The organism is Streptosporangium sp. NBC_01469 (assembly GCF_036227305.1).
Classification (GTDB): domain Bacteria; phylum Actinomycetota; class Actinomycetes; order Streptosporangiales; family Streptosporangiaceae; genus Streptosporangium.
The window spans coordinates 8259533-8275433 of record NZ_CP109465.1 but is presented as its reverse complement, the minus strand read 5'-3'; the positions used below and the strand labels follow the sequence as shown (position 1 = coordinate 8275433).

At 71.5% G+C, this 15901-nt stretch carries 16 protein-coding genes; 8 read left to right on the top strand and 8 right to left on the bottom strand.

Annotated features, from left to right (window positions below; translation table 11 throughout):
• Positions 1-185 precede the first annotated feature (185 nt).
• The 5 genes from OG587_RS36005 to OG587_RS35985 all read left to right on the top strand — a co-directional run bounded on the left by OG587_RS36005 (position 186) and on the right by OG587_RS35985 (position 5388).
• On the top strand, positions 186-1733 hold the full coding sequence (locus OG587_RS36005; RefSeq protein ID WP_329083260.1) for an ABC transporter substrate-binding protein: 1548 nt from the start codon (positions 186-188) through the stop codon (positions 1731-1733).
• Positions 1734-1809: 76 nt separating this feature from the next.
• A complete protein-coding gene (locus tag OG587_RS36000; RefSeq protein WP_329083259.1) occupies positions 1810-2775 on the top strand; it encodes an ABC transporter permease in 966 nt (321 codons plus the stop codon).
• Positions 2772-3638 (top strand): ABC transporter permease, encoded by an 867-nt coding sequence (locus tag OG587_RS35995; RefSeq protein WP_329083258.1) that lies wholly within the window; start codon positions 2772-2774, stop codon positions 3636-3638. The genes OG587_RS36000 and OG587_RS35995 overlap by 4 nt, the downstream gene beginning before the upstream one ends.
• Positions 3635-4447, top strand: a complete 813-nt coding sequence (locus OG587_RS35990; RefSeq protein ID WP_329083257.1) for an ABC transporter ATP-binding protein — start codon at positions 3635-3637, stop codon at positions 4445-4447. The genes OG587_RS35995 and OG587_RS35990 overlap by 4 nt, the downstream gene beginning before the upstream one ends.
• On the top strand, positions 4432-5388 hold the full coding sequence (locus tag OG587_RS35985) for an ABC transporter ATP-binding protein (protein WP_329083256.1): 957 nt from the start codon (positions 4432-4434) through the stop codon (positions 5386-5388). Before OG587_RS35990 ends, OG587_RS35985 begins: the two co-directional genes overlap by 16 nt.
• A 120-nt stretch (positions 5389-5508) precedes the next feature.
• On the opposite strand, the gene OG587_RS35980 is transcribed toward OG587_RS35985, so the two are convergent.
• Both OG587_RS35980 and OG587_RS35975 read right to left on the bottom strand, forming a co-directional pair.
• Positions 5509-6435: an inositol monophosphatase family protein gene (locus OG587_RS35980; RefSeq protein ID WP_329083255.1), complete on the bottom strand. Its 927-nt coding sequence runs from the start codon at positions 6433-6435 to the stop codon at positions 5509-5511.
• A gap of 134 nt (positions 6436-6569) precedes the next feature.
• On the bottom strand, positions 6570-7040 hold the full coding sequence (locus OG587_RS35975) for a DUF2000 domain-containing protein (protein WP_329083254.1): 471 nt from the start codon (positions 7038-7040) through the stop codon (positions 6570-6572).
• Positions 7041-7153: 113 nt separating this feature from the next.
• Here OG587_RS35975 and OG587_RS35970 point away from each other — a divergent pair, with 113 nt between their 5' ends.
• From OG587_RS35970 to OG587_RS35960, 3 genes are all read left to right on the top strand, one after another.
• Positions 7154-7645 (top strand): Lrp/AsnC family transcriptional regulator, encoded by a 492-nt coding sequence (locus tag OG587_RS35970; protein ID WP_329083253.1) that lies wholly within the window; start codon positions 7154-7156, stop codon positions 7643-7645.
• Between the two features lie 143 nt (positions 7646-7788).
• On the top strand, positions 7789-8289 hold the full coding sequence (locus tag OG587_RS35965) for an RNA polymerase sigma factor (protein WP_329083252.1): 501 nt from the start codon (positions 7789-7791) through the stop codon (positions 8287-8289).
• Complete coding sequence (locus OG587_RS35960; protein WP_329083251.1) at positions 8286-9455, top strand: hypothetical protein; 1170 nt, start codon at positions 8286-8288, stop codon at positions 9453-9455. Before OG587_RS35965 ends, OG587_RS35960 begins: the two co-directional genes overlap by 4 nt.
• A 48-nt stretch (positions 9456-9503) precedes the next feature.
• On the opposite strand, the gene OG587_RS35955 is transcribed toward OG587_RS35960, so the two are convergent.
• The 6 genes from OG587_RS35955 to OG587_RS35930 all read right to left on the bottom strand — a co-directional run bounded on the left by OG587_RS35955 (position 9504) and on the right by OG587_RS35930 (position 15769).
• Positions 9504-11573, bottom strand: a complete 2070-nt coding sequence (locus OG587_RS35955; RefSeq protein WP_329083250.1) for a tetratricopeptide repeat protein — start codon at positions 11571-11573, stop codon at positions 9504-9506.
• 14 nt (positions 11574-11587) lie between these two features.
• Positions 11588-12046 (bottom strand): hypothetical protein, encoded by a 459-nt coding sequence (locus OG587_RS35950; protein WP_329083249.1) that lies wholly within the window; start codon positions 12044-12046, stop codon positions 11588-11590.
• Positions 12043-12417 (bottom strand): hypothetical protein, encoded by a 375-nt coding sequence (locus tag OG587_RS35945; protein ID WP_329083248.1) that lies wholly within the window; start codon positions 12415-12417, stop codon positions 12043-12045. Before OG587_RS35945 ends, OG587_RS35950 begins: the two co-directional genes overlap by 4 nt.
• Positions 12418-12808: 391 nt before the next feature.
• Positions 12809-13135, bottom strand: a complete 327-nt coding sequence (locus OG587_RS35940; protein ID WP_329083247.1) for a cupin — start codon at positions 13133-13135, stop codon at positions 12809-12811.
• A 67-nt stretch (positions 13136-13202) separates the two neighbouring features.
• Positions 13203-13823: an AAA family ATPase gene (locus OG587_RS35935; RefSeq protein WP_329083246.1), complete on the bottom strand. Its 621-nt coding sequence runs from the start codon at positions 13821-13823 to the stop codon at positions 13203-13205.
• A gap of 701 nt (positions 13824-14524) precedes the next feature.
• Positions 14525-15769, bottom strand: coding sequence for a TIGR03118 family protein (locus OG587_RS35930; protein ID WP_329083245.1), 1245 nt, complete (start codon positions 15767-15769; stop codon positions 14525-14527).
• Between the last annotated feature and the right edge of the window lie 132 nt (positions 15770-15901).

The following is a 15901-nucleotide window of genomic DNA, read 5'->3' as shown; positions in this document are numbered from 1 at the left end:
CTGACGACGTGTTCCCAGCCTGTCGTCGGCGGCGTACCGCACGAAACCCTCCCGGCGAGCCCTCGCCGACCGCAACGAAGTGAGCTGTCCGAAACCGCGTCCGCACCGGCCCCCGCGAGCATCGTCGATCATGCCCGTGTCTCCCGTGCGGTCCGGTGGCGCGGACGGCCAGCAGGAGAGACACAGTGAACAGGAAGACGACGCCGTTCATCGGAGCCGTGATCGCGGCCACGCTGGTCCTCGCCGGCTGTGGCTCGGGCCCCGGCCCTGACTCCGGCGCCGGTTCCGGTTCCGGCTCCGGCTCCGGGGGAAGCGCGGCGCCCGCCTTCGACCCGGCCGCGACGATCGAGGTCGGCTCGCTCTACGAGCCGCAGAACCTCGACAACACCGGCGGCGGCGGGCAGGGCACGACGGAGGCCTTCAACGGCAACGTCTACGAGGGCCTGTTCAGGCTCACCGACGAGGGCAAGGTCGAGAACCTGCTCGCCGAGAGCCACGAGGTCAGCTCCGACGGCCTCACCTACACCTTCACCCTGCGCGACGGTGTCAAGTTCCACTCGGGCGACCCCCTCACCTCCGCCGACGTGAAGAACAGCATCGAGCGGGTCACCGCGAAGGAGTCGCAGTCGGCCCGCAAGAGCAGCTTCGCCGTCGTCAAGAGCATCGAGACGCCCGACGACGGCACGGTCGTCGTGAAGCTGAAGGACAAGTCGATCTCCTTCGTCTACAACCTCAGCTATGTCTGGATCGTCAACGACGCGGCGAAGGACCTGGCGACGTCCGAGGACGGCACCGGCCCGTACCGGCTCGGCGAGTGGAAGCGCGGCTCCACGCTGAGCCTGACGCCGTTCGACGGCTACTGGGGCACCGCCCCGACGAACAAGGGCGTGGTGTTCCACTACTTCACCTCGGCGACCGCGCTCAACAACGCGCTGCTGACCGACGCCGTCGACGTCGTGACCAGCGAGCAGAGCCCGGACGCGCTGGAGCAGTTCAAGAACAACCCGAACTACAAGGTCAACGACGGCCGGTCGACGACCAAGCTCCTGCTCGCCTTCAACGACAAGGTCAAGCCGTTCGACAACAAGCTCGTCCGCAAGGCCGTCAGCTCCGCCATCGACGACCGCAAGCTGCTCGACTCCGTCTGGGGCGGCTACGGGACGCCGATCGGCTCGATGGTCCCGCCCACCGACCCGTGGTACGAGGACCTCACCTCGGTCGACCCCTACGACGTGGAGCTGGCCAAGAAGCAGCTCGCCGAGGCGGGCTTCGCGAACGGGTTCGACTTCACGCTCGACACCCCGAACTACGACCCGCACCCCACCGCGGCCACGTTCATCAAGGGCGAGCTGGCCAAGATCGGCGTCAACGTGACGATCAACGTCATCACCGCCGACGAGTGGTACACCAAGGTGTTCAAGAACCGCGACTTCACCGCCACGCTGCAGGAGCACGTCAACGACCGCGACGTCGTCTGGTACGGCAACCCCGACTTCTACTGGGGCTACGACAACCCCGAGGTGACCAAGCTGGTCGACGACGCGGAGAAGTCCGACACCGTCGAGAGGCAGGCCGAGCTGCTCAAGCAGGCCAACCGGCTGATCGCCGAGGACGCCGCCAGCGACTGGCTCTACCTCTACCCGCAGATCGTGGTGGCCTCGTCGTCGCTGTCGGGCTACCCGGTCAACGGCCTCAACTCGCAGTTCCACGCCTACGGCATCAAGAAGGGCTGATGCCCGGCACCGCCGCACCCCGCCGACCCGGCCCGCCGCCCCGCGCGGCGGGCCGGCCGGCGCCGAGTCCTCTCCCATGATCACTTATCTGCTGCGGCGGGCGGCGTTCCTCGTCGTCTCGCTCCTGCTGGCCTGCGTCGTGCTGTTCCTGCTGCTGCGCCTGCTGCCCGGCGACCCCGCCAACGCGCTGCTGTCGGTCGGGGCCACCCCCGAGCAGATCGAGGCCGCCCGCCGGCAGATCGGCTCCGACCGCCCGCTGCCCGAGCAGTTCGCCACCTGGCTCGGCCAACTCGTCACCCTCGACCTGGGCGAGTCGTTCGTCAGCACTCTCCCGGTCGGCCCGGAGATCGCCTCCCGCCTGGTCGTCACCGTCCCGCTCACCCTGCTGTCCTTCCTCCTGGCCGTGGCCGTCGCCGTGCCGGTCGGCTTCGTCGCCGCCCACCGCGCGGGCACCTGGTACGGGTCCCTGCTCAGCGGGCTGTCCCAGCTGGGCATCGCGGTCCCGGCCTTCTGGGTGGGGATGCTGCTGGTCACGGTGTTCGCGCTGCGGCTGAGGATGTTCCCGGCCGGCGGTTTCCCGAGGGACGACTGGGCCGACCCGGTCGCGGCCCTCACCTCGCTGGCACTGCCCGTCGTCACGATCGCCCTCGTCATGTCGGCCTCGCTCATCCGCTACGTCCGCTCCGCCACCCTGGACGTGCTCGGCAGCGACCACCTGCGGACCTTCAGGGCGCTCGGCTCCTCCTTCACCGGGGCGATGTGGCGGCACGGCCTGCGCAACGCGGCGGTGCCCGTCGTCTCCATCCTCGGGATCGAGCTCGCCACGACCTTCCTCGGGGCCGTCGTCGTCGAGAGCGTGTTCGCCCTCCCCGGCCTCGGCGGCATGCTGGTCAAGGGGATCGCCCAGCACGACTACCCGGTGATCCAGGGCATCCTGTTCGTCAGCACCTTCGCGGTCCTGCTGATCGGCTTCGCCGCCGACCTCGCCCAGCGGCTCATCGACCCCCGGCTGCGCGGCACCGTCTCCGGAGGCCCCCGATGAACACCGCGGCCTCCCCGTTGAAAGCCCCGGCGCCGCAAGCCCCCGCCCGGCCGAGGCGGTCCACGACGCTCGTGATCGGATGCGTGCTCGCCGGCCTGGTCGTCGCCGTCGCGGTCGTCTCCCTCCTCTGGCTCCCGTACGCCCCGGATGACACCTCCGGAGACCGGCTGATGCCCCCGGGGGCCGCCCACCCGCTGGGCACCGACAAGCTCGGCCGGGACCTGCTCACCCAGCTGATGATCGGCGCGCGGATCGCGCTGACGGTCGGGGTGGGATCGGTCCTGCTCGGCGGCGTCCTCGGCCTGCTCGCCGGTCTCGCGGCCGGGTTCGCCACCCGGTGGCTCGACGACACGCTCTCGGCGCTGCTCGACATCCTCATCGCCTTCCCCATCCTGCTCCTGGCCATGCTCGTCGTCGCGGTGCGCTCGGCGTCGCTCGGCTCGGCGGTCCTGGCGATCGGGCTGGGCATGTCCGCGGTCGTGGCGAGGCTGACCCGGGTGCTCGTCAAGCGCGTGCTGGCCCAGGACTTCGTCACGGCCTCGCGCACCTCGGGAACCTCCTGGCCGCGCGTGGTGACCGAGCACGTCCTGCCGAACATCTGGCCGACGCTGCTGGTCAACCTCGCGCTCCAGCTCGGCCTCGCCGTGCTGGCCGAGGCGTCCCTGTCCTACCTGGGGCTCGGCCCGCCCCCGCCGAACGCCTCCTGGGGACGCATGCTGGAGGAGGCCCAGGCGACCGTGCTCACCGCGCCGGTCGGCGCCGTCGCCCCCGGCGTGCTGCTGGTCGTGCTCGTCGTCGGGGTGAACCTGATCGCCGACGGCCTGCGGGACGTGGCCGACCCGACCCGGCGGAGGACCCGATGAGCCTGCTCGACGTCACGGGACTGCGCGTGCGCTCCGCCGACGGCCGCGACCTCGTCAGGGACCTGTCCTTCACGATCGACCCGGGCGAGCGGCTCGGCCTGATCGGCGAGTCCGGGTCCGGCAAGTCCCTGACCGCCCTCGCGATCATGGGCCTGCTGCCGTCCGGCATGACCGTCTCCGGCAGCGTCGTGCTCGACCCGCCGGGAACGGGTCCGTCCGAGGTCGTCGGCGCTCCCGAGCGGCGCCTGAACGGGCTGCGCGGCCGGGCGGTTTCGGTTGTCTTCCAGGAGCCGCTGACGGCACTCGACCCGCTCATGAGGGTCGGCCGCCAGCTCGCCGAGCCCATCAGGCGCCGGCGAGGGCTGCGCGGCGCCGCCCTGCGCGCCGCCGTGGCCGCCGCGCTCCAGGAGGTCCGGATCGCCGAACCCGGCCGCGTCGCACGGGCGTACCCGCACGAGATCTCCGGCGGCCAGCGTCAGCGCGTCGCCATCGCGATGGCCCTGGCCTGCGAACCCGCGCTGCTCATCGCCGACGAGCCGACCACGGCTCTCGACGTGACGGTGCAGGCGGAGGTGCTCGCCCTGCTCGGCGGTCTGGTCACCGCCCGGGGCATGGCCCTGCTGTTCATCGGCCACGACCTCGCGGTCGTCTCCGGGATCACCGACCGCGTCCTCGTCCTCAAGGACGGCGAGGCCGTCGAGTCGGGAACCGTCAGGGAGATCGTGAACGCGCCGCGCCACCCGTACACCCGGTCACTGGTGGCGGGCGCCCGGCACCTCGACAGCGCACTGGATTGGACGAACCGTTGACCCGGCCCACCCCGGACCAGCCATCCGAGCCGTCCGAGCTCGCCGGGCCCCCCGAGTCCGCTGCCGGCACGACCGACGGGTCCTCCCCGGACGCCGCCGGGTCCGCCGGGTCCGCTCGGGCGGGGGCGGCGTCGGCCGGGCCCGTCCCCGACGCGGTGGTCCAGCCCATCCTGGAGGCGCGCCAGGTGGGCTTCGCCTACCGCGGGGCGGCGGCCCCCGTGCTCTCCGACGTCTCCTTCCAGGTGCTGCCGGGGCGCAGCACGGCCCTGGTCGGAGAGTCGGGGGCGGGCAAGACGACGCTGCTGCGCCTGCTGCTCGGCCTGGCCGTACCCACCGAGGGACGGATCCTCTTCGACGGGACGCCGCTCTCGCCGCGCGACCGCGGGCGGATGCGCGCGTTCCGCCGCGGCGTGCAGACCGTGTTCCAGGACCCGTACTCCTCGCTCGACCCGCGGCAGCGCGTGGGCAGGATCGTCGCCGAACCGCTCCGCTCGCTCGGTCTGGTACCGGCGTCGCGGTGGAACTCCTCGGCCGCGGACCTGCGCGTCGCCGCCGCGCTCGAAGCCGTCGGGCTGCCGGCCGACGCCGCGCGCCGTTACCCGCACGAGTTCTCCGGCGGGCAGCGCCAGCGCGTCGCCATCGCGCGGGCCATCGTGTGCGAGCCCCGGGTCCTGCTCGCCGACGAGCCCGTCAGCGCCCTGGACGTCTCCACGCGCGTACGCGTCATCGACCTGCTGGCCGAACTGCGCGAGAGCCACGGGCTCACCGTCGTGATGGTCTCCCACGACCTCGCCGTGGTCGCGATGCTCTGCGACCACACGGCGGTTCTCGAACGCGGCCGGATCGTGGAGCAGGGCGACACCGCCACCGTGCTCGGCTCTCCCCGCCACCCCTACACCCGGCGCCTGATCGACAGCGTGCCGAGGCTCCCCGCCACCTGACCGGCCCGTCCCGCCGTCCTGCCGAATCCGCCGCCCACTAACCCGTCAGAAGCCGGACCCGGGGAGCGCCAGGTACGGGAGGCGTGGAAACTTGGGGCCGCTGTCCTTAGCCGGCGTGTCTCATTCCTCTGTCAGCACTCCGGCGATCTCGTCGGCGAGCGTTGAGTCAGTGGCCGCGATGAACATCTGGCGTCGGTCCATCGCCTCGGCGATATCGCTCAAGGTATCGAGCCGATAGTTCAGTGAGATGGGCTTGCCCTGGAGGTCGATGACGGTCCCGCCGGCCGCGCTGAGGATGTAGTGGCCTGGGGCCAGGTCCCAGATCGCGAAGCCCTTCGAGAACTCGATCGTCGCGTCCGTGAAGCCGGCGGCGACATGGCACAAGCTGATGGAGCCGAAGTCCACACCGATGCGGCCACGGCTGTTCCCGTTGTCGGCAGGCCGGTTCAGTTCCCCGATCAGGCGGTTCTGCTGGGCCAGTGCCTGGAAGCGGTCGGGCTTCATCAGGAAGTTGGTGATGAGGGCTTCCTGTACGGGCACGGCTTGCCTCGGCCGGAGGGGATGAGCGGCGCCGCTCTGCTCGCGCAGGAACGCGTGATCCTGGCCGGCCTCGTCACGAGCCGCGGTGTAGATCTGAAGGTGATGGAAGATGTCGCCCACCACGGCGGCGATCGGACGTGCGAGGCTCCGCGAGTAGACCATGACGTGTGTGTAGCCGTAGAGGGAGCGGACAGCCATCTCGCTCGTGTCCAGCGGGTCCACGAGGACGCACAGGTCGGGGTCAGGGTCGTCGCCTATGACCTGCGGGTCGGCCTCTTCGCTGGCGTAGACGAAGGACGGGAAGATCTCTGAGAGCAGTTCCCGATAGCGGTCGTGGAGGAGCAGGTCGTAGTCGGACAGGAAGTTGTCCGTGTGCCGGGCGTTCGTGCGGTCGGCATGCTCGCCCGAGAGGGCGGCACTGATCAGTTGAGGGCGAATCTCACTGATCAGCGTGGATACCAGAGCTGTGAGATCTTCGGCGACGCTCGGAAGCCGGGCCTCGGGCACTGCGTGTACCTCCGTTGTCAGCGTAACTCCAAGGGTGGTTCGATCCCCGGAGGGGACATCGTCGCAGCGATGAACACCGCCGTCACCGCAGGACGACCCCTCAACCTCTACGCCCCGCCCTGACAAACCACCGGCTAGCGCAGCAACGGGAGTTTGCCCGTGAGGCGCTCCACGGTCTGGCGCGGGCCCAGCAGGCTCACCGCGTAGTAGGAGAGGTCCTCGCCGTCGGCGTGGGCCAGGCCGGCCAGATACTCGTCGTAGACATTGGTCCGCTGCGCGATGGCCGCCATGTCTGCGACGACCAGCTCCGGCTCCCCGGCGGCCTCGTTCCTGATCCGGCGGACGACGTCGGCGGGCGCGGCCAGCACCGTGCACCCGGTCCAGGGCAGCCCGGCGTGGGTGTGGCCCGAGGCGTCGGTGCCCGCCGACCCCAGGATCGCCGGAACGGCGCCGCCCACGGACGCGGCCAGGCAGGCGGCGGCGTTGGCCTGCAGGCCCCTGGGCAGGTCATGGTCGATCACGATCACCCATTTCACCGGAAGCCGCCGGGTGGGCAGGTCGGTCCGGCGGTCGAGGGTGTCGATCCAGTCGGCCGGCATGGTCATCCGCGTTCCTCTCTCCGAACTTGTGAGAGGAGATTCGCAGCCTCTCCGTAGGCTTCACAAATCATCTGTGCTATTTCCGAAGGAAGTTCGGAGATTTCTGGGAAGATGTGTCCGTGGACGAACTTGACACGGCCATACTCGCCGAACTCCAGCGCGACGGCCGCCAGACCAACCGCGAGCTGGCCGAGCGGCTCGGCATCGCGCCCTCGACCTGCCTGGAGCGGGTGCGGTCCCTGCGGAACAGGGAGGTGATCGAGGGCTTCCACGCCGAGGTCAACTTCGCCGCCATCGGCCGTCCGGTCCAGGCGCTCATCAACGTCCGGCTGCATCCGAAGATCAGGGAGGCGGTCGAGGGCTTCCGCGACCATGTCGCCGCGCTCCCCGAGACCATCGCGATCTTCGTGGTGTCCGGCGGCGACGACTTCATCATCCAGGTGGCCGTACGCGACACCGGCCACCTGCGCGACTTCGTCCTCGACCACGTCTCCCGGCACCGCAACATCGCCGACGTCCGCACCTCGCTGGTCTACGACCACATCCGCAAGACCTCCGTCGAGGTCCTGCCCCCCGAGCGGCCCAGCCCGCCACGGACCGGCCGGCGCTGAGTGTGCGCGAGGTGATGGCTCTGGCGCCGGAGACGTTTCCCTGGCATCCGAGGCAACCTGGACGGCGGGTCGAGCATGGAAGAGATATGCAATCTCAGATTCGACGAGCGGTAGTGGAACCGCCACCGGCGGCGGAGCCACCGGTGGACACGGCTCCGGGGGACGCCGCCGTGGCCGAGTTGTTCCTGGCCCACAGGCTTGGCCTCGTCCGTTTGGCGTTCCTGCTGGTGGGGGACGAGGAAACGGCCGAGGACGTCGTTCAGGACGCCTTCGCGGCGCTTCAGCGCCGCTGGGGCCGGTTGACCGACCACGGCCGGATACTGCCCTACCTGCGGGCCGCCGTGGTGAACGGGTGCCGCATGGTTCACCGGCGGCGCGCGATCATCGGCAGGTTCACCGGTGACCGGGAAACACCGTTCTGGTCGGCGGAGGCCGCCACCCTGCTGGGCGAGACGCGTCGTGAGGTGTTTCTGGCCGTACGGGCGCTGCCGCGCCGCCAGCGCGAGGCCGTGGTGCTGCGCTACTACCTCGACCTGTCGGAGGCGGAGATCTCCGAGGCCATGGGGGTCAGCCGCGGAACGGTGAAGTCGACCATCTTTCGAGCCCTCAGGGCACTCGCCGTGAAACTGGAGGAGACCCGATGAGCCCGCGGATCGAAGACCGGCTCCGCGACGCCTTCGCCGCCGGCGCGGACCTTGTCCGCGCCGAGGCCCTGCGTCCCGACGAGGACGCCGTGCGGGTGGAAGCCGCCCCCCGCCGGCGCGGGCTCGCCCTGGCGGTCCCGCTGATGGCCGCCCTCGTCGTCGTGGCCGTGAGCGTGGCCGTCTCGGCGGGAATGCGAGGCCCGGCCCCGGTGGAGCCCGCGGTGACGGTCTCCTCCGGCCCGCGCTTCCTGCTGGTCGCCGACAACGACGGGGTGACGGTCCGCGACGCGCGTACCGGAAAGATCATCGATCGGGTCGGGGTGCCGCGAACCCCGGAGGGGAGCTTCCGGGATCCCGGTGGGTACCTGCTCGCCGGAACCGGCGAAGGCGCGGCGTTCTACGTCGCCCGGAGCGTCACGTCCCGCCGGACGCAGGTGAGCACCACCCGCTTCCACCGGGTGCGGGTCGACGGGCAGGGGAAGGTGGCCGACCTGACCCACGATGTGATCCCCGCGGTGACCGGTACGGCCGCGAGTTCCCTCGCCGTCACCGGCGACGGCACCCGGCTGGCCTACAGCCTCGACGGCAAGGTGTGCGGTAAGGACAAAACGCTGCGCTTCTGCCCCGGGGCCCGGCTCGCGGTCGTCGATCTGTTCGCGGGGACGACACGCGCCTGGACGACGAACGCCGCAGGACAGATCGAGCACCTCTCGTGGGCGGCCGATCGCCGCACGCTCGGTTTCGTGATGAAGTCCGAGGCTCGGGTCCTGGACACCGCCGTCGCCGGCACCACGCTCGCGGCCGGTCGCGTCGTGGCCGGCGGGCAGGAGGTCACGGCCGCGACGATCAGCCCGGACGGCCGCACCATGCTGATCGGCCGCACCCAGCCGCCCATGGGCCGGGTACAGCACTACCGCATCGACGAGTACCCCGTCACGGGCGGAGGCAGGATCCGCGGGCTGGTCACCGCGAGCCGTGGCGACGGGGTCGCCGCCCGGTGGAGCCTGATCCGCTACGACGCCACCGGGCAGCACGTGCTGTTCATGGGTGACGTCTTCCCGCTGAGCAGGTGGGACGACTGGCGAATCACCGCCCTGGCCCACCACGGTCCCGCGGATCCACGACTCCGGGGCTCGCCGCGGCAGGCGATGGGGGCGGCCTGGTGATCACGGGGTCGTTCCGGCCCCGCGGGATCCCTCCCCCGGAAGAGCCGGTCAGACGAAGCGGAGGTAGCCGAGGACGTTGTTCAGGATCTCGGTGTTGTTCTCGGGAAAGCGGGCGACGAAGGTGCGGAGCCTGCCGGTGTCGTCGAGGGACGCCCAGAGATAGGCCACCTCGGCGTCGGGGAGGGTCAGCTGCCAGGCGGTGCCGGGAAAACCACCGAAGAACGCGTCGGCCGGGGGCCGGGCGCTCAGCGGACGGGCGGGGAGGGTGCGCTCCAGCTGTTCGCGGACCGTGCTCAGGGTCCGGGCGCGGGACGCGGCCGAGGTGGGCGGGGCGATGCGAAGGACCCTGACCGCCAGGTGGTGGAGCCTGTCCGGGGAGGTCAGGTCGGCGGTGCCGGCCTTCTCGTGGGAGAGGGCCCAGCCGTCGGGGCGGCAGAGCGTCAGGCCACCGGCCCAGTCCGAGTACCCGGTCAGGCCGACGCCGGTGCCGGTCGACCGGGTGGCACCCGCACTGGCCAGCAGGCGGCCCTCGGCGTAGAACTCGACACGATACTCGCCGGTCGCGGGGCAGGCGGCGTCGACGACCGTCCAGGACGTGGTGTCCGAGGGCTCTTCGAGTTGCCAGGGCTGGATGCTGACCAGGTCGGAGCGCTGGAGCCACTCGTCGCCCGGCTGTGCCCGGTAGTAGACGATCGAGGCCATCCTGGCGCCCTTGAACATGCCCTCGTAGGAGAGGGTCGCCTGGATCACGGAACCCTGCGCGGTCACCTGGATCGCCGGGATCCGGGCCGACGGCGCGGGCCGCGCGTTCGGGGCGAGCTCCTCGCCCTGGACGCGCACCAGCTCACCCTTGATCTCCTGGGCGAGGGGCCGGGCGTGGTCGCGCTGGGCGGACACCAGGTCGAGGGTGGTACGGGTGGCGGCGTAGAGCTCGTTGCGTTCGGTGGGGTCGGGACGGCTCCTGATCACCCGGAGCAGCTCGGCGGCCACCCGCCTGGCCTCGGCGGTTTTTTTCTGGCCGAGCAGGGCCAGCAGCAGGTTCATCCGGGGTATCGGCGGACCGGGGTTGAGCGCGATGGCGGCCCGGCTGTGCTCCTCGGCCGCCTCGTAGTCGGCCAGGTGGATCTCGAAGCCACCCAGGTTGACCATGGCGGTGTACTTCTCGTCGCCGCCGTACTCCACCGCCTTGGTCATGTCCGCCACCGCGGCCTCGTACGCGCTGCGGGAGGCCGTGCTGAACACGAACGCCGACGTGGCACGCTCGGGGCTGGCCGCGATCACGCGGGAGCTCGCGCGATGCTCGTAGGCGACCGCGTAGTCGTCGCGCAGGGCGATCGCCCGGGTGTACTGGGCGATCGCGTCCTCGTGCTCGCGCAGCCCGGCGAGACGGTCGCCCTCGGCCACGGCCACGATGGCCGCGCGGGGCGTCGTGACGGGCGGTACGGCGAGGAGGACGAGGGTGCCCGCGACGGTGACGGTCACTATCGCGGCGGCGGGCCGCACCAGGTGGCGCCGGTTGGCCTCGCCGACGGTCAGGGACAGGCCGAACAGGGTCAGCGCGACCGCGAGGAGGGCGGTCCCCGCGGAGTAGGTGTTGCTCCTGTCGCCCCACGAACTCGCGGTCTCCTGGGTCGCCTCCTGCAGGAGGCTCGCCACGGTCGCCTCCCTGTTGAGATCGGAGAGGTAGCGCTGGGCGGCGACCGCGTCGCCGCCCAGCAGCGGGGAGACGCCGTCCAGCTTGCCGTACGCCTGCCGGAGCCGGTCGGCGACGGCTTCGCGCTCCTGCTCGCCGAGCAGCGTGGCCCGGAGGGACTCGATGTCGTGACGGCGCTTGACGGTGGTGGCGGCGCCGAGGTTGGCGGTGCTCTCCATGGAGTCGGCCGTCGCCCCGGCCTGCGCGGCCAGCGCGGTGACGGAGGCGCGTTGTGCCTCGCGGGCGTTCCTGTCCTCCTGGGCGCCCGCCTGCCCGCCGAGGTAGGTGAGCACTCCGGCGAGCAGGCCCACCGCGGTCATCGTGAGCGCGAGCCTGCGCTTGAACGGGGTGTCGAACTCCTCCTCCGTCCCACCGGAGTCCTCTGTCCTACCGGAGTCCTCTGTCACGCCGGGGTTCTCCGTCACGCCGGGGTCCTCTGTCATATCGGGGCCAGGGAGAGCCACAGGGCCAGGGCGGTGAGCAGCCCGTAGCCGCCGAGGGCGACCCGCAGGAGCCGATCGCGCCACCGCGGCGCGACGAGGCGCGCGACCGTCAGCAGGAGCACGATCCCGAGGGTGCCGACGACGGTGAGGGTGAGATGGCCGACCCGGTCGTGCAGGGCGTCGGCGCGTCGCGCGGTCCGGACCGGCTGGTCGCCCGGCACCGTGAAGATCTCGTGGCCCCGGACCACCGCGGCCTCGCTCATCTCGTAGTCCCACTTGGCGGCGGCGCCCGCGCCCGGCAGGTAACGGCGGTCGATGTACTGGTCGATCAGGAGGCCGTCGGCGAGGTCGCGGAGGATCCTGGCCTCGTCGGGGTCGACGGCCTCGATCGCGTCGGCCTGGGCGTGGAGGGTCCGGTACTGCACGGCCTGGCCGCCCTTCGAGCGGCTGCTCATGTGCCCACCACGCCCGCCGTCCGCACCTGTATGGTCTCCACCACGGCCTGCCGGTCGGCGTCGACGGCCTGCGAGTTCAGCCGTACCGCCGCGTACGAGGCGGACGCCCCGGTGATCGTGGACAGGCCGATCGCGATCGCGACGATCCGCTCGTACGGACGGCCCCCGCCCCGTTCCCCGCCGGTCCGCCTCGGGAACCGGAACCGCCGGGGCCGGAGCGGTCTCCTCGGTCCCGCCGCACCGGCCCTGCGGAGGGCCGCGATCCTCGACCGCAACGATCGGACGGCGGCGTTCCGGCCACGTGCCGGGACACCGCCGGGGCGCTCGGCACGGCCGGGATCGGGCGGGTTTCCCCTCGCCTCGACGGGCATCTGAGACCTCCGGCTCCGGGGGGCTGCAGGCGCGGTTCGCGCCTGTCCGTGGTCAGGTGATGACGATAACGGCATCGAACCACGGGAGCGACAGAGACGACAAAGACGACAATGGGCCGCGCGGTTTCCCCACGTTCGGCGTGCGAGGACCGTTCCAGGCGCGCGGATAAAAGTGCCGCCCCATGCCCCCACGTCCGGGGTGCGAAGGCCGTTTCTTTGATTCTCCCCGTTCGCGCAGATCGGTGCGAGGGTGCGTCTGACGCGTCGCGGGATGGGCGGCCCGGCCCGTCACACCGTTGTGCGGGTGCCGGGATCCGCCCGTGCGGGCCACGACGGGCCCCGCCCATGACCCTCCCGCCCGGCGAGGGGTGGGCCGGGTCCGTACGAGCCCTCAGCCGCCGATGTTGATGACGCTGGTGAGGATGACCACCGACTCCTCGTCGGCCTCCAGCGAGTGCCGCCGCCGCGGGATCGGGGCGCTCTGCCCCGCGCCGAGCTCGACGGTCCGCCCGTCGTCGACGAGCCGGACCCGTCCCAGCAGGACGTGCAGGCTCCCGGCCGGTGAGGCCTCGTGGTCGCCGAGGACCGTTCCCGCGGTCAGCGCGATGACCGCCTGCCGCAGGGTGCCCTCGTTGAGGTAGGTGTGGGCGCTGCGGCCGTGCGCGCTCGCCCTGGCGAGGGTGAGATGCTCCTCGGCGAGAGCCAGTACGTCGATCATTGGGTTCCTCCCGGTCGCTCTGAACCTGCCCGGGGCGGGCGAGGCGCAGAGCCAGGCGAAGGTAAAGTCATCCGTCCCGCCGCGCTGAGGGCCGCTCGTCGAAGCGTATGGCCCTGAGCAGGTCCGCGGCCGGACGGTCGAGGATCGTGACACTCGCGGCCGGGGGGAGCGAGCCGGTGCGGGCCCGGTCGATGATCACTCGCCAGCGGCGGCAGTGCCGGGCGAAGGTCGCGCTCGTGACGACCCGGCCGCGCGAGAGCTGCCCCTCGCGGGCGAGCCTCGGCTCCACGTCGAGCAGGATCAGGTGGACCTCGCTGCCGACCCTGCGGGCCAGCCAGGCGAACCCGTACAGGATGTGCGGCCACGTGCCGCGGGTGTGCGCGACGACGCCGTGACCCTTCAGCAGGGCGCGGGCGATCCGCACCACGTGGGTGGTGTGCACGAGCGGGATGCGGGCTCTCGGCGGGATCGGGCCCAGGTAGCGGGCCCACCAGTTGCGGGACTGGCGCGAGTCGATGACGCGGGCCTCACCGGCGCGCACCGGCTTCCGCTCGTCGCCGCGCAGCCCGTACAGCCGGTCGAGCAGGGTGCTCTTGCCCGCGCCGGGTATCCCCGCGAGGAGCACCAGCGATCCCGCCGGATAGCGCAGATCCTCGACGGAGGACCGGCTGGCCGGTGTGGTCGCCATCACGTGCACCTCGCTGGTATGGGGGACTTCTCTCATAGTGCGTCTCGCAGCCTTCCAGTGGCGGAATCGAGTTGGCCGTCGATCCGGCGGTCGCCGGAGGGGACGAATCTGGCGAAGGTCGGACCGAGGGCTACTCGTGAGGCGCGTCCGGAGATGGCGGTGTGCGACGGCCGGCACGGTACGGGCCGGCGACGGCCCCGGGGCGTGTCGCGGTGGGGGTACGGCGAGGAGGGGCGTCGCGCCGGAGGACCAGGGAAAGCCGGAGGGGAGGGGGCACGCCGGTGAGGTGGTGTCCAGAGGGGGAGTGGAGTGTCAGGGGCATGTTCGCTCCTCGAATGCGCTCGGCCATTCGAGGTCTCCTTCACCCGCACCTCGCGGGCGACCGCCCGGGGACGCCACAGGGCGTCCGTATTGACCGGGCCGGCTCTTGGGAAGTACTCCCCTCGTTCGTTCAAGGTTAAAGGAAGCCGGGCGATCTCGCGTTCACCGAGGGGTGACTCTCCCGGACGCCGCCGCGGTGGGACCCCGCGGAGGGGGCGGGAGGCCGGATCTCCGGTCATCGGCCCGGACGCGCCGCGGCGCCGGCACCCCTCCGGCGATCCGCGCGGGCCGGCCTGTCGGCTCGGCCTCGCGGTCCGCTGGTGTGGGGGGTGCCGGCGCCGCCGGAGAAACCCCGGGCACTGACGCCCGTCGGTGATCTGTCAGTAGTTGTAACCGGAGTTGTTGGAGCTGTTGGAACCGGAGTTGTTCGAGTTGTGGGAACTCGAGTGCGAGGAGGAGGGGGAGGGGGACGCGTTGCCCGTGGGGGAGGTCGTCGGAGTGGCCGCTCCACCGGGCCTGATCAGGCCGAGCAGGCCGTGCGTGCCGCCGTCGCTGCCCGCGCTGAACCACAGGGCGTTCGTGCCGCCGACGGTCTCGGTACCGCGCTCCAGGTCCCACAGGCCGCTCAGGGTGATGGCCTTGCCGTCGGAGGAGCGCAGCGGGCCGAGCGGGCGGCCGTTGCGCGGGTTGTAGGCGTTGATCCGGCCGTCGCCGAAGTTGCCGACCAGCAGAGCCCCGGAGTGGGCGCCGAACCCCTTGGGGGCCAGCGTCATCGCCCAGGGCGCGTTGAGGGCTCCGCGCGCGGCGAAGCGGCCGACGAACCGGCCCGAGCCGTTGAACTGGCTGACGAACCCCTTGCCCTGCCCGGCCACCGACTTGCCGGTCGCGGGGTCGCGCTTGGCGTAGGCGACGAGGATGGAGTTGCCCACGACCTCCACGTTGAACGGCGCGTAGTCCTCCGGCATGCCGGGGTCCTGGAACGCGCGGCGGCCCATCGAGATCCGGTCGAAGTCGCCGTCGAAGACGTGGACCCGGTTGTGGGCGAAGTCGGCGGCCAGCAGCATCGCCCCCCGGTTCGTCTGGGCCAGGGCCAGGCCCTTGAAGTCGGCGCCCTTGACGAACGCGCTGATGATCGCGTCGTCCGGGTCGGCCTCGGCGTTCCAGCCGGTGATCGCCCCGCTGGGGCTGGCGAAGATGAACGTGGCCGGTCCGGAACCACCGGGCCCCTTGACGACGAACTCCTCGCCCATGTTGACGACCTGCCCGGTGGGCCTGCCGCCGGGGACGCGGACCTGCGTCTTCTCCTGCTTCACGGTGCCCGCGCCGCCGGAGTAGACCGTGGCCAGGCCGGTGCCCGCGGCCGAGACCCAGAGGGTCTTGCCCATGGCCAGTCCCCACGGGTTGACCAGCGTGGGGTCGGTGACCGCGGCCCGTCCGCTGACGTCCGAGACCAGGTTGGTGACCGAGAAATGGTTTTTGAGGGTCTGTTTGCCGGCGTTCTCCGGACCGCTTCCAGCCTTGGTCTGTTTCGCTCCGGCCTGCGCCTGATGGGTCCCGGCGGACGCCGTACCGGCGACGCCCATGACCAGAACCGTGGCGCAGATCGTGACGATGCGTACTCGCATTCATGGCTCCTCTGTGAGGGAGTGCCTTTCGCCGCGAGATACGCGTGGGGTCCGTGCGCGGTTCAGTCCGTTTCCAAAAGGCCCGGACCTGGGAGGAGTCGGGGGAGCGGAAAAGGGCGGCCCGCGGCCGCC

Excerpts from the sequence above, each read along its gene's own strand:
- OG587_RS35930 (WP_329083245.1), bottom strand. The coding sequence starts at position 15,769 with ATGCGAGTACGCATCGTCACGATCTGCGCCACGGTTCTGGTCATGGGC.
- OG587_RS35990 (WP_329083257.1), top strand. The coding sequence starts at position 3,635 with ATGAGCCTGCTCGACGTCACGGGACTGCGCGTGCGCTCCGCCGACGGC.
- OG587_RS35975 (WP_329083254.1), bottom strand. The coding sequence starts at position 7,040 with ATGACCATGCCGGCCGACTGGATCGACACCCTCGACCGCCGGACCGAC.
- OG587_RS35945 (WP_329083248.1), bottom strand. The coding sequence starts at position 12,417 with ATGCCCGTCGAGGCGAGGGGAAACCCGCCCGATCCCGGCCGTGCCGAG.
- OG587_RS35960 (WP_329083251.1), top strand. The coding sequence starts at position 8,286 with ATGAGCCCGCGGATCGAAGACCGGCTCCGCGACGCCTTCGCCGCCGGC.
- OG587_RS35940 (WP_329083247.1), bottom strand. The coding sequence starts at position 13,135 with ATGATCGACGTACTGGCTCTCGCCGAGGAGCATCTCACCCTCGCCAGG.
- OG587_RS35950 (WP_329083249.1), bottom strand. The coding sequence starts at position 12,046 with ATGAGCAGCCGCTCGAAGGGCGGCCAGGCCGTGCAGTACCGGACCCTC.
- OG587_RS35935 (WP_329083246.1), bottom strand. The coding sequence starts at position 13,823 with ATGGCGACCACACCGGCCAGCCGGTCCTCCGTCGAGGATCTGCGCTAT.
- OG587_RS35995 (WP_329083258.1), top strand. The coding sequence starts at position 2,772 with ATGAACACCGCGGCCTCCCCGTTGAAAGCCCCGGCGCCGCAAGCCCCC.
- OG587_RS36000 (WP_329083259.1), top strand. The coding sequence starts at position 1,810 with ATGATCACTTATCTGCTGCGGCGGGCGGCGTTCCTCGTCGTCTCGCTC.